Below are 12,058 nucleotides of genomic sequence, written 5' to 3'. Positions count from 1 at the left end.
GCTCCACACCAGTGGCTCACCCATCGCAGACGGCCCAGCGCCAACAGGCGGCGCCGTCGCCAAGGCGAGCGCGAAGAACAACGGAATGACCAGCGTCATCATCGAGGAAATCGGATTCGGAGGCATGGCTCAAAGCCTCATCCGGCGCACCCGCCCGCGGTACCCCCACTATCCGGATTGTGGACAACTTTCTCGACTGTGGACACCCTCCGTTCCACCTGTCGCCATCACCACCACGTACCCCCTGACAGGCCGATTTAGAAGCTGGGCCACCAACCCCGTAGACTGATCGAGCGGTCTGTGCCTGCATAGACCGACTTCGCGCGCCACCCCGTGCTTGTTCGCAACGGCGCTGTTCGAATCGAGCTCACTGATCAGTGGGTTCGCGACAGTGCCAGTGCGGAGCAGGGAGTCGTCGGCTGGTCCCCACCCTCGCGGTCGGGTCCGACGGTTCGGAGGCGCCAGGGCAACGAATCACCGATTCGCTGCGTCAACCGGCAAACGAAAGAGAGATACGGGAGCTATGGCTGTCGTAACAATGAAGCAGCTGCTGGACAGCGGCGCACACTTCGGACACCAGACACGGCGCTGGAACCCGAAGATGAAGCGGTTCATCTTCACCGACCGCAACGGCATCTACATCATCGACCTGCAGCAGACGCTGACCTACATCGACAAGGCCTACGAGTTCGTCAAGGAGACCGTCGCCCACGGTGGCACCGTCCTCTTTGTCGGCACCAAGAAGCAGGCCCAGGAGTCGATCGCGGCCGAGGCGACTCGCGTCGGGATGCCCTACGTCAACCAGCGCTGGCTGGGTGGCATGCTCACGAACTTCTCCACCGTGCACAAGCGTCTGCAGCGCCTCAAGGAGCTCGAGGCGATGGAGCAGACCGGTGGTTTCGAGGGTCGCACCAAGAAGGAAATCCTCATGCTCACGCGTGAGATGAACAAGCTCGAGCGCACCCTCGGCGGTATCCGCGACATGGCCAAGGTGCCTTCGGCCATCTGGGTCGTCGACACCAACAAGGAGCACATCGCCGTCGGCGAGGCGCGCAAGCTGAACATCCCGGTCATCGCGATCCTGGACACCAACTGCGACCCCGACCTGGTCGACTACCCGATCCCGGGTAACGACGACGCGATCCGTTCCGCCGCACTGCTGACCAAGGTCGTCGCCTCCGCGGTGGCCGAGGGCGTGCAGGCGCGGGCCGGTCTGTCCGCCGGTGACGACAAGCCGGAATCGGGCGCGGGCGAGCCGCTGGCCGAGTGGGAGCAGGAGCTGCTCGCGCAGGCCGCACCCGCCGCCGACGCGCCGGCCGAGGCTGCTGCCGAAGCCCCCGCCGAGGCTGCTCCGGCCGAGGCCGCTGCCGAGGCTCCGGTGGAGTCCCCGGCCGAGGCCTGAGTCTCGTAACCCGCTGTTCCAGCGGTGATCATGATCGCGTGCGATCGTGATCACCGCTGCCCAGTACTTCCAGAACTTTCTCCGAAGGAGGCTCGCCACAGATGGCGAACTACACCGCTGCCGATGTGAAGCGGCTCCGGGAGCTCACCGGCTCCGGGATGATGGACTGCAAGAACGCGCTGGCCGAGACCGATGGCGACTTCGACAAGGCTGTTGAGATCCTGCGCATCAAGGGCGCGAAGGATGTCGGCAAGCGTGCCGAGCGGACCACCGCCGAGGGCCTGGTCACCGCCAAGGGCGGCGTCATGCTCGAGATCAACTCCGAGACCGACTTCGTCGCCAAGAACGCGGAGTTCCAGGCGCTGGCCGAGCAGATCGTGGCTGCCGCCGCGACCGCCAAGCCCGCCGACCTGGACGCGCTCAAGGCACTCGACCTCGGTGGCCAGACCGCTGACGACGCCGTGCAGGCCCTCGCCGCCAAGATCGGCGAGAAGCTCGAGCTGCGTCGCGTGGTCTCGTTCGACGGCCCCGTCGCCACCTACCTGCACAAGCGTGCTTCGGATCTGCCGCCCGCTGTCGGCGTGCTGATCGAGTACCAGGGCGAGGGTGACGCGGCGGCCGAGGCCGCCCGTGCCGCCGCCATGCAGGTTGCCGCGCTCAAGGCGAAGTACGTGACCCGCGACGAGGTTCCGGCCGAGATCGTGGAGAACGAGCGTCGCATCGCCGAGCAGACCGCTCGCGAAGAGGGCAAGCCGGAAGCCGCGCTGCCGAAGATCACCGAGGGCCGCGTCAACGGCTTCTTCAAGGACGTCGTGCTGCTGGAGCAGTCGTCGGTCACCGATTCGAAGAAGACCGTCAAGGCCCTGCTGGACGAGGCCGGGGTCACCGTGACCCGCTTCGCCCGCTTCGAGGTCGGCGCCAGCTGATCAGGCCCCGCGCGAGCATTCCGGCGAACGCCGGGATCGAGCCGCGGGACAGATCCAGCCGCCGCACAGCACCATAGCGAGCAGGCCCCCCGTCGACCGATATGCCGGTTGACGGGGGGTCTTCTTATGCCGCCGAACACACATAGGGCAGGATAGGGGCCGCTCCGTGTTGAGGAGCCTTTCCGAGCTGCCGAATTCTTTGACGCACTTGCCTGCCGAGAACAACGTTGACCGCCGAAGGAGAAGAACACCCATGACGAACCCGGGGACCGATCGCCCAGGATATCGCCGGGTGCTTCTCAAATTGGGTGGCGAGATGTTCGGCGGCGGCCGCGTCGGCCTCGACCCGGACGTAGTGGAAACGGTCGCGGAGCAGATCGCCGAGGTCGTCGCAACCGGTGTACAGGTGGCCGTGGTGATCGGCGGCGGCAACTTCTTCCGCGGCGCGGAGCTGGAGGAGCGCGGCATGGAACGCGCCCGCTCGGACTACATGGGCATGCTCGGCACCGTGATGAACAGCCTTGCGCTGCAAGACTTTCTGCAGAAGCAGGGGATCGAGACCCGGGTGCAGACCGCGATCACCATGGGCCAGGTCGCCGAGCCCTACCTCCCCTTGCGCGCCAAGCGGCACCTGGAGAAGGGCCGCGTGGTGATCTTCGGTGCCGGCATGGGCATGCCGTACTTCTCCACCGACACCACCGCCGCGCAGCGCGCCCTGGAGATCGGCGCCGAGGTGGTGCTGATGGCCAAGGCCGTCGACGGGGTGTTCACCGCCGACCCCAAGGTCGACGACGACGCCACCATGTACTCCGAGATCACCCACAAAGAGGTCATCGAACAAGGCCTCAAGGTCGCCGACGCGACGGCCTTCAGCCTCTGTATGGACAACCAGATGCCGATGCTGGTGTTCAATTTGTTGACCAAGGGCAATATCGCCCGAGCGGTCGCCGGTGAGAAGATCGGCACATTGGTTCGGTCCTGACCCCGCGACCCGCGGATCATGACGATGACGATGCTGTGGAGGAAACGGTCGTGATTGAAGAAGCGCTCTTCGACGCCGAGGAGAAGATGGAAAAGGCTGTCACGGTAGCGAAGGACGACCTTGCGGGCATCCGCACCGGACGCGCCAACCCGGGCATGTTCTCCCGGATCGTTGTCGACTACTACGGGTCGCCGACTCCGATCACCCAGATGTCCAGCATTACGGTGCCGGAACCGCGGATGGTCGTGATCAAGCCGTACGAGCAGGCTCAGCTCGGTGCGATCGAAACCGCGATCCGCAACTCCGATCTCGGTGTCAACCCCACCAACAACGGTGACATCATTCGGATTTCGGTGCCGCAGCTCACCGAGGAGCGGCGTCGCGAACTCGCCAAGCAGGCCAAGGGCAAGGGGGAGGACGCGAAGGTGTCGATCCGCAATGTCCGCCGCAAAGCCATGGACGAACTGTCGCGCATCCAGAAGGATGGCGAGGCGGGCGAGGACGAGGTCGGGCGTGCCGAAAAGGATCTCGACAAGACCACCGCCAAATATGTCGGCCAGATCGACGAACTGGTCAAGCACAAGGAAGCTGAACTGCTCGAGGTGTGATGCCGGCGGCGTGAGCGACAGGCCCGGAGGCGGTAGCTTGCGTAACCACGGAGGCACCGGGAATGCCGCTATTGGAACACCGTAGGCCCGCCCGGGCGGGGGACGAACGGAACGACGAGTTGAGCGACGGGACAATCGTGGCCGAGAACGCCGCCGCGACCGGTGCGGCTGAGGAGCCGAGGCCGGTGAACGGCACAGCTGATGCGAGGCAGGAGCACGTGAGCGATGCGGGAGCGTCGGGTTACGAGCCCTTAGCCTCGGCTGCGGCGTCCGGTCACGACGCTCCGGCTTCTGGTCACGATGGTCCGGGGTCCGGTCACGATGCTTCAGCCGTTGGTCACGATGGTCCGCTGTCCGGTCATGATGCTCCAGCCGCCGGTGACGGTGCTCCCGCCGTTGGTCAGAATGCTCCCGACGATGCCGCCTGGGCTCTCGCTGCCGCGGACGCACCGGAGGGCGCTCCCGCTGAGCCCACCCCGACGGACCATCCGGGCTCGAGCCCTGACGTGGTGACCGCCGCCGCTCCCGCGTCCGGTTCGCGGGCGGGCCGCAACCTGCCCGCCGCACTCGCCGTCGGTTTCGGACTCGGCCTCTCGCTCATCGCCATCCTGCTGTTCGTGCCCAAGGTGTTCATCGGCGTCGCCGGTGTCGCTGTCGGCGTGGCCACCTGGGAAGTCGCCAAGCGACTGCGCGAAGCCGACGTCCTGGTGCCGCGCATCCCGCTCATCGTCGGCGGCCAAGCCGTGTTCTGGCTCGGCTGGCCCTACGGCGCCAGCGGTGTCGCAGGCGCCTTCGCCGCCACCGCGCTCACCTGCATGGTGTGGCGCCTGTTCGATCACGGATTGCAGACCGCACCGCGAAACTTCTTGCGCGACACCGCCATAGCCATCTTCACGTTGGCCTGGATTCCGCTGCTCGCCTCGTTCGCGACGCTGCTGCTGCTCGAGCCCGACGGCAACCTGCGGGTGCTGACCTTCATGATCCTGGTGGTCTGCTCCGACGTCGGCGGTTACGTCGCCGGGGTGCTGTTCGGCAAGCATCCGATGGTGCCGTCGATCAGCCCCAAGAAGTCCTGGGAGGGGTTCGGCGGCTCGCTGGTCTTCAGCGTCATCGGCGGCCTGCTCACGGTCACCCTGCTGCTGGAAGCCAACTCGATGATCGGCGTCGTCCTCGGCGTCGGCCTCGTTCTGGTCGCCACCTGCGGTGATCTGATCGAGTCGCAGATCAAACGGGAACTCGGCATCAAGGACATGGGCACCCTGCTCCCGGGCCACGGCGGCATCATGGACCGCCTCGACTCCATGCTCCCCTCGGCCTTCGTCTCCTGGCTGGTGCTTTCCACTCTGCTCTGAGGTTTCGCCTCGCGCGGATGGAGTTCACAGTTCTCCCGTCCGGACGGCGGTCTACTCTGCCGGGCGCGAGCACTACTTCTTCGCGAAGCGGCGCAGTTGTAGGATGCGAAGGCCGCCGACCAGGGCCATTACCAGTGCACCGCCGATGACCGACAGCAGCACGGCAACGCCGAGCGGCAACGAGAAGTGCCAGCCGAACAGGCCGACATCGACCCTGTCGAGGTTCTGCAGGATGAAGACCAGCAGCACCACCAGAATCAACGCACCCGTGACCAACCCGACCCAGGTCGTGCCGGTACGTGAGGACAGTGACTGGCGGTGCTTTGCCGGTGCGGTGGTCGGTGGGGTGGTCGCCGGAGGCGGGGCTGTCGGCGGAGTGGGCGCCGTGCGCTCGTCCGTCAGGTCGGGATCCGGTTCCGGCAGGTGTTCAGGATTGGTGGACATGAGTCGATCATTGCCGACCGCTATCAGGGACACACGCATTTCCCGGCAATGAACTGGGCATGTCGGACGTGCTCCGCGCGGGCGAGTGTGCGGGCCGTTCGCCCAGATGGGAGAATGGAGAAACTATGACCGTCTCCCTGCCCCTCGTTTTCGATGCTCCGCGCCGTGGCATGCCGCCGCGGCACCTCGCCGACCTCGACGCCGAGGGCAGGCGGGCGGCCATCGAAGAACTGGGACTGCCGAAGTTCCGCGCGGACCAGATCGCGCGGCAATACTACGGCCGGTTGCAAGCCGATCCAGCGCAGATGACGGACCTGCCCGCGCCGGTGCGCGAAAAGATCGGCGCGGCGCTGTTTCCGCCGCTGATGTCGGTGGTCAAGCACGTCGGCTGTGACGGGGGCGAGACGCGAAAGACGTTGTGGCGCGCGGGCGACGGCACCCTCCTGGAGAGCGTTCTCATGCGCTACCCCGACCGCGCCACCCTCTGCATCTCCAGCCAAGCGGGCTGCGGCATGGCCTGCCCCTTTTGCGCGACCGGCCAGGGCGGTCTGAACCGCAACCTGTCCACCGCCGAAATCGTCGACCAGGTACGCGCCGCCGCGGCCGCCATGCGCGACGGCGAAGTCGCGGGTGGCCCGGGCCGTCTGTCCAACATCGTCTTCATGGGCATGGGCGAACCTTTGGCCAACTACAAGCGAGTTGTCGCCGCGGTCCGCCGTATCACCGCACCGCCGCCGGATGGCTTCGGCATCTCCCAGCGCAACGTGGTCGTCTCCACCGTCGGCTTGGCCCCCGCCATCCGCAAGTTGGCCGACGAAGACCTCTCGGTCACCCTCGCCGTCTCTCTCCATACGCCTGACGACGAGCTCCGCGACACCCTCGTCCCGGTCAACAACCGCTGGCCGATCTCCGAAGTCCTCGACGCGGCCCGTTACTACGCCGACAAATCCGGTCGTCGCGTTTCCATCGAGTACGCGCTGATCCGCGACATCAACGACCAGCCCTGGCGGGCGGACATGTTGGGGCAGAAGCTGCACAAGGCATTGGGCTCCCGCGTGCACGTCAACGTGATCCCGCTGAACCCGACCCCGGGCAGCAAGTGGGATGCGAGCCCGAAACCTGTTGAGGCCGAGTTTGTTCGGCGAGTGAACGCCCAGGGTGTGCCTTGCACGGTGCGCGATACCCGCGGCCAGGAAATCGCCGCGGCCTGCGGGCAATTGGCTGCCGAAGGCTGAGCGTCGGACTCGTTCTCGGCACACGCTCAGGTTTCTTCGATCTTGGCGAAGTGTACGGAGATGTCGGCGGCTGTCAGTCTCTTGGCATACCGTGACTGCGCCATGCCACCTAACCCGGTCAGGCGGGCGCTGCAGCCGTCTGACGATCGATAGCTGAGAACGACCGGCCAGGGATAACCCTGCCTCCAGGTCATTCGCACCACATCCAAGGTGGCCAACCCGCCCACTGCGGTGGCACCGGGGGACTGCCAATCTCGAGTTCCCGCAAGCACTGTCGCGAGTGACTTGGTGGGTCGACTGCTTGACGAGCTGGACACTGCAGCGCAAGATAGCGATCGGGGAGCAGGTCGCCGAGCGACATAATTGACGATTCGCAATAGAGCCCGACAAACCTGTTGGGTGGCGGTGTACGTCCATAACGAAGACCGCATGGCACGGGGGTTGATTCAGCATTCATTCTATAAATGAGTCCAGCTGTACTCGATAATTTTCAGCTGACGATACTGCCTCCATGGGGAGGGCTAGAAAATGAAGGGAAACCGAAGATGGAAAACAACTCGAACAAGAAGGCGTACGAAAAGCCGATCGTTGCCAAGTGCGGCGAATTTCGAAAGCTTACCGGAGGAATTTTCACGACAATGTCCGACTTGCTGGTCGGACGTCGCGGAATGATCTGATTCGAGACCGTAAGCGAACTCGAATCATAGGAGGTTAGTAGATGGCTGGCGATGCTCGGACAGGATTTGTCGTACTCCCTGATAATGAGGCAGGAGTGGGCATCGCCAGTCGTCTTCTGCCGTGGGGAACAGTTTTGGCGGTACACCGTTCGAATCGGCCGATGGTCGTGGGAGATTGCCGAGACCGGCCGGTCATCGACAAAGCTGGTCGCGCGGCGCGAGTAGTTTTACTCGGACACGCTCTGATCGACGAGGACACGGTTCTCGATTACGTGCGGTCGATCGATTCGGCGGCTCGATGGCGTGCCGTTCTCGGCGCGATCGATGGAAGCTTTCACTCTGTCGTCGAATTGAATGGCGACATCTATGTACATGGCTCCGCATATGGGTCTCGAAGCCTGTATCGGTCTCGTGTCGACGGCATCGACATCGCTGCCGACACGGTGCATGCCCTCAAACATCTGGTCAGCGCGCGGCTCGATGTCGGCGCCCTTGCCGCGCATCTGCTCGAGCCGGTACCTCATCATCTTGCCCAACGGCCGTTGCTCGACGGAATCGAGCCGGTGCCTCCGGGCGCTGGCCTGGTGATCGCGCCGAGGGGGATGTCCCTGTTGGTCAGGGACAAGCCAGAGCGGGCTTTGATTCGGGACCTCGATGCCGGAGCGCATGAGGTCCGGAGCCGGCTTGTGGGTGCGGTGTCGGCTCGCACAGCAGCGGGTGGCACGGTCACTTCCGAGCTTTCCGGTGGCTATGACTCGACATCGATCAGCTTCCTAGCCGCGCGGGGACCGGCCGAGATCAAACTGCTGACGGCGCGAGGACGCGATTCCGCCAATGAGGACCTCGAGTGGGCCCTGCGCGCCGCAGGGCATATGCCAGAAGTGGAACACACGATTCTCCCGGACTCCGAGTTACCTTTCACCTATGCCGGGCTGCACGATGGGCCGACCTGGTTGAACGAGCCGTCACCACTGATCGCCGGCAGAAGTCGGGTCGGTGCGCTCGCCAGATTGGCGTCGACTTTCGGCCCGAGTGTGCATCTGACCGGTCACGGCGGGGATCACCTCTTCACCGGTGCGCCTGCGCGCTATCGCGATCTGCTGTGGCGTCGGCCGTTCACCGCGTGGCGGGGGTTGCGGGGCTATGGAGCTCTCGGCGGATGGCGATTGCGAGACCTGATATACGACAGTGTCGAGCCCGCCGGTTACCACTCGTGGTGGAAGAAGAACTCCAGGCCGGTCGCCGGAGTGCCGGAAAAGCGTAAACCGGTGTTGGGCTGGGCCATTATTCCATCGGTGCCCGTGTGGGCGACAGCAACCGCTGAAAAGGCGATCCGTGAAGGTATCGCCTGGATGGCATCCGCTACTGATCCACTGGCACGTCAGCGTGGGTCTCACTTCGAGCTGGAGACCATAATCGAGGGCGCCAGAACGGTAGCCGTCTTGAACCGGATTTCGTTGGCCGCGGGTGGACCACCTTTGGCCGCACCATATTTCGACGACAGAGTCATCTCCGCTGCCTTGTCGGTGGCCGTTCAACACCGGGTCAGCGCGTGGACATACAAACCTCTGCTCAGCGCATCGGTGCGCGGGATCGTTCCCGATGTGGTTTTGCGGCGGCAGACCAAGGACGACGGCTCTCACGATGTCGAGAACGGATTGCGGAAGCATCGCGACGAACTCGTCGCCCTATGGGAGGGGTCGCGGCTCGGCGATCTCGGCCTCATCGACTCGAAGAAACTGAAGCAGTTGTGCGCGAATCCATCGTCGTTCGAATTAGAAGAGGGAACGATGTATACCACGATTGCCTGCGAGCTCTGGCTGCGCGACCTGGAGCGAAGTTTCGTGGCACCGCGGAATGGCAGTGCAGTACAAAGATAGGAAAATACGTGGATACCGTGACACTGAGACCCGGCTTGTCCTTCGTCCGAACGGAGTACGGGGGCGTGATTCTCGATATGCAGCAAGGTGAGTACTGGCGGCTGAATCCGGTAGGAGCGGAAGTGTTTGCCTCGCTGGTGGTGGACAGCGGTGCCGACCTCGTCGCGGCGGTCCTCGATCAGTTCGATGTCGACGTGACTACGGCACAGCGTGACATCAACGAACTCTTGGGTCACCTCAGGGATGTCGGATTGGTGCTGGCGTGAGCTATCACATGGCGCTCGGGGCCGAGCTCGACGCGGACGACCGCAGAGGCGAACGATTTTCCGCGCGGTGGGCAGTGCGAGCCGCGAGGATCGTTGTCATGTTGCCGCCGCGGCGAATCGAGTGGGTGTTGAAGCAGGTGCGCCGAGGAAGCCGTCCGGCTGCACTCGGCGATGCCGAACGATGGAGACGGCGGGTGGTGGACGTGAGTCCGGGTGCCGCTGGCCGATACGGGTGTCTGATGAGGTCTGTGGCGACCACGCTCTTGGGTCGGAGATACGGTGCGTGGACGACCTGGTGTGTCGGCGTTCGGACGGAACTGCCGTTCGCGGCGCACGCGTGGGTCGAAGCGGAGGGCGAACTCGTCGGGGAGGCGGGAGATATGGCTACATTCAGCCGACTGATCGTGGTCGGGCGGCAAACGAACGTGGGTGAAGATGTCCGCTGACAACGGTGACTCTCGACCAGGCGATTCGTGGCTGCGTAGGGTCGGGGTGTTGTTCGGATTGATCGCACCGCAACGGAATTCCTTGTTGGGCGCAACGGCGCTGCTGTTGGTGGGTACCGGACTGTCGCTGGCGCAACCGCTGCTGGCCGGACAGGTCATTCGGGACGCGGTCGCGGGCGAGGCGATCGTGTGGTCCCTGACGGCGTTGGTAGGGGCCTATCTCCTGCATGCGGTCACCGATACCGGCGGGCTCTATATCCTCGAGCGATCCAGTGAATCCGTGCTCTTGTCCGTGCGCAATCGCTTGGCCGGTCATCTGCTGCGGTTGAGAATTCCCACACTCGAGTCGCTCCGGGTCGGGGACTTGATCTCACGCGTCACGGTCGATTCGACGGTGATTCGAAACGCGGTAGGGGAGAGCCTTGTTCAAATATTGACCGGGGCGATCACGCTCATCGGCACCGTCGCGGTGATGATCTATCTCGACTGGCTGTTGTTCACGATCGTTTTCGTGACCGTCGGTATTGCCGCGGGTGCGATGTTGCTGGTGATGACGAGGATCGAGGCTGCCTCGACTCAATTGCAAGAGAGTGTCGGTGCGCTTTCCGCGGACATCGAGCGCGCACTCACCGGAGTACGTACGGTAAAAGTGAACAATGCCGAGGACCGCGAGCAAGAGCACTTGGCCGAGTTGGCCGGTGCGGCATTCTCCGCAGGTGTGCGTGCCGCCAGATTGAAGGCATTGGGAACTCCGGCAATGCATCTGGCGGTGACCGGCTCGTTCGTTGTTTCCCTGCTGGTCGGTGGCGTCCGGGTGGCGAATCAGCAGATGGAGTTGAGCAGCCTGGTGTCGATGATGCTGCTCGCGCTGAACTTGCTGATGCCGGTCGGTGATCTCTTCAATGGCTCCGTCGGGTTGCAGAAGGCCCTGGGTGCGCTGAGCCGGATCGAATCGACGCTGGCATTGCCGGCCGAGGACGTCGACCACATCGAGCAGAGCGACGTCGTACCCGTTGGTAGCACCAGTGACAAGTTCGCGGGGAACGGGCATGCCGCGCTCGAGTTCCGGGACGTGCATTTCTCCTACGATGAGCGGCCGATTCTCCAGGGTGTGACCTTTTCGGTTCCATCGCGCGGGCACATTGCCTTGGTCGGGCATTCGGGTGCCGGAAAGTCCACCGTGTTCTCATTGGTCAGCAGGTTTTACAACCCGAACGAGGGTGACATCCTCTTGGGCGGGCAGTCGTACGCCGATCGGTCGCGCCGGGCCTGGCGCTCGGAAATCAGCTTGCTGGAACAGAATGCGCCACTGTTGTTCGGCAGTCTTCGAGACAATTTGACGTACCGGGAGCCGGGCCTCGCCGATGATGACCTGCACCGCGCAATCCAGCTCGCCGGTCTCGCAGATCTTGTCGCCCGACTGCCTCGCGGGCTCGACACCTCCGTGGGCGAGCACGGCATTCTGCTCTCGGGTGGTGAGCGGCAACGTGTGGCGTTGGCGCGGGCATTGATCCGCCGCCCGGTGCTGATGATGCTGGACGAACCCACGGCGATGTTGGACGCCGAGACCGAGAAGGCATTGAACGTGACCATCCAAGCAGTGCGAAAAGAGTGCGCGCTATTGGTCATTGCCCATCGCCTCTCCACAATCCGCGAAGCCGATACCGTCATCTTTCTCAAGAACGGGCAAATCGTCGACACCGGCCCACACGACGAGTTGGTCGCCAGAAACGCGGACTACCAGCAACTTGTCGGTGCGAAGGTGTGAAGCACCCGAGCTGTCCAGAGCTTCGGACAACTGCTGTGTCCACATCAACGTCGGCAATCGACCGCGGAAGGT

At 64.1% G+C, this 12,058-nt stretch carries 12 protein-coding genes; 11 read left to right on the top strand and 1 reads right to left on the bottom strand.

Translation table 11 applies throughout. The features are described 5' to 3' along the window. Positions 1-523 precede the first annotated feature (523 nt). The 5 genes from rpsB to ACFK0J_RS28505 all read left to right on the top strand — a co-directional run bounded on the left by rpsB (position 524) and on the right by ACFK0J_RS28505 (position 5,270). On the top strand, positions 524-1,402 hold the full coding sequence (gene rpsB, locus ACFK0J_RS28525) for a 30S ribosomal protein S2 (protein ID WP_378732511.1): 879 nt from the start codon (positions 524-526) through the stop codon (positions 1,400-1,402). A 101-nt stretch (positions 1,403-1,503) separates the two neighbouring features. Continuing rightward, on the top strand, positions 1,504-2,328 hold the full coding sequence (gene tsf, locus ACFK0J_RS28520; RefSeq protein ID WP_378732509.1) for a translation elongation factor Ts: 825 nt from the start codon (positions 1,504-1,506) through the stop codon (positions 2,326-2,328). A gap of 253 nt (positions 2,329-2,581) precedes the next feature. Beyond that, positions 2,582-3,310, top strand: coding sequence for a UMP kinase (gene pyrH / locus ACFK0J_RS28515; RefSeq protein ID WP_378732507.1), 729 nt, complete (start codon positions 2,582-2,584; stop codon positions 3,308-3,310). A gap of 50 nt (positions 3,311-3,360) precedes the next feature. Continuing rightward, positions 3,361-3,918 carry a ribosome recycling factor gene (gene frr / locus ACFK0J_RS28510; RefSeq protein WP_378732505.1) on the top strand — a complete coding sequence of 186 codons (558 nt, stop codon included), beginning with the start codon at positions 3,361-3,363 and terminating at the stop codon, positions 3,916-3,918. 506 nt (positions 3,919-4,424) lie between these two features. Next, positions 4,425-5,270 carry a phosphatidate cytidylyltransferase gene (locus ACFK0J_RS28505; RefSeq protein WP_378732503.1) on the top strand — a complete coding sequence of 282 codons (846 nt, stop codon included), beginning with the start codon at positions 4,425-4,427 and terminating at the stop codon, positions 5,268-5,270. A gap of 72 nt (positions 5,271-5,342) precedes the next feature. Here ACFK0J_RS28505 and ACFK0J_RS28500 read toward each other — a convergent pair whose 3' ends face one another. Further along, positions 5,343-5,714 (bottom strand): lipopolysaccharide assembly LapA domain-containing protein, encoded by a 372-nt coding sequence (locus ACFK0J_RS28500; RefSeq protein WP_378732501.1) that lies wholly within the window; start codon positions 5,712-5,714, stop codon positions 5,343-5,345. A 125-nt stretch (positions 5,715-5,839) separates the two neighbouring features. On the opposite strand from ACFK0J_RS28500, the gene rlmN reads away from it, so the two are divergent. From rlmN to ACFK0J_RS28470, 6 genes are all read left to right on the top strand, one after another. Next, positions 5,840-6,949 (top strand): 23S rRNA (adenine(2503)-C(2))-methyltransferase RlmN, encoded by a 1,110-nt coding sequence (gene rlmN / locus ACFK0J_RS28495; RefSeq protein ID WP_378732499.1) that lies wholly within the window; start codon positions 5,840-5,842, stop codon positions 6,947-6,949. 464 nt (positions 6,950-7,413) lie between these two features. After that, positions 7,414-7,626, top strand: a complete 213-nt coding sequence (locus tag ACFK0J_RS28490) for a keywimysin-related RiPP (RefSeq protein WP_378732497.1) — start codon at positions 7,414-7,416, stop codon at positions 7,624-7,626. Between the two features lie 95 nt (positions 7,627-7,721). Further along, positions 7,722-9,506 (top strand): asparagine synthase-related protein, encoded by a 1,785-nt coding sequence (locus ACFK0J_RS28485; protein ID WP_378732495.1) that lies wholly within the window; start codon positions 7,722-7,724, stop codon positions 9,504-9,506. A gap of 8 nt (positions 9,507-9,514) precedes the next feature. Beyond that, the gene (locus ACFK0J_RS28480) at positions 9,515-9,772 is read left to right on the top strand and encodes a lasso peptide biosynthesis PqqD family chaperone (protein ID WP_378732493.1); all 258 of its coding nucleotides are present in this window, start codon (positions 9,515-9,517) and stop codon (positions 9,770-9,772) included. Positions 9,773-9,780: 8 nt separating this feature from the next. Then, on the top strand, positions 9,781-10,218 hold the full coding sequence (locus ACFK0J_RS28475) for a lasso peptide biosynthesis B2 protein (RefSeq protein ID WP_378743101.1): 438 nt from the start codon (positions 9,781-9,783) through the stop codon (positions 10,216-10,218). Continuing rightward, positions 10,208-11,986, top strand: a complete 1,779-nt coding sequence (locus ACFK0J_RS28470) for an ABC transporter ATP-binding protein (RefSeq protein WP_378732491.1) — start codon at positions 10,208-10,210, stop codon at positions 11,984-11,986. Before ACFK0J_RS28475 ends, ACFK0J_RS28470 begins: the two co-directional genes overlap by 11 nt. Positions 11,987-12,058: the final 72 nt, after the last annotated feature.

Origin of the sequence: Nocardia brasiliensis, assembly GCF_042691675.1 — a bacterium.
In the GTDB taxonomy this organism is placed as follows: domain Bacteria; phylum Actinomycetota; class Actinomycetes; order Mycobacteriales; family Mycobacteriaceae; genus Nocardia; species Nocardia brasiliensis_D.
The sequence above is the reverse complement of the archived record's forward strand: the minus strand, read 5'-3'. Positions and strand labels throughout refer to the sequence as shown.

Excerpts from the sequence above, each read along its gene's own strand:
- pyrH (WP_378732507.1), top strand. The coding sequence starts at position 2,582 with ATGACGAACCCGGGGACCGATCGCCCAGGATATCGCCGGGTGCTTCTC.
- ACFK0J_RS28470 (WP_378732491.1), top strand. The coding sequence starts at position 10,208 with ATGTCCGCTGACAACGGTGACTCTCGACCAGGCGATTCGTGGCTGCGT.
- rlmN (WP_378732499.1), top strand. The coding sequence starts at position 5,840 with ATGACCGTCTCCCTGCCCCTCGTTTTCGATGCTCCGCGCCGTGGCATG.
- ACFK0J_RS28475 (WP_378743101.1), top strand. The coding sequence starts at position 9,781 with ATGGCGCTCGGGGCCGAGCTCGACGCGGACGACCGCAGAGGCGAACGA.
- ACFK0J_RS28490 (WP_378732497.1), top strand. The coding sequence starts at position 7,414 with ATGAGTCCAGCTGTACTCGATAATTTTCAGCTGACGATACTGCCTCCA.
- ACFK0J_RS28500 (WP_378732501.1), bottom strand. The coding sequence starts at position 5,714 with ATGTCCACCAATCCTGAACACCTGCCGGAACCGGATCCCGACCTGACG.
- tsf (WP_378732509.1), top strand. The coding sequence starts at position 1,504 with ATGGCGAACTACACCGCTGCCGATGTGAAGCGGCTCCGGGAGCTCACC.
- rpsB (WP_378732511.1), top strand. The coding sequence starts at position 524 with ATGGCTGTCGTAACAATGAAGCAGCTGCTGGACAGCGGCGCACACTTC.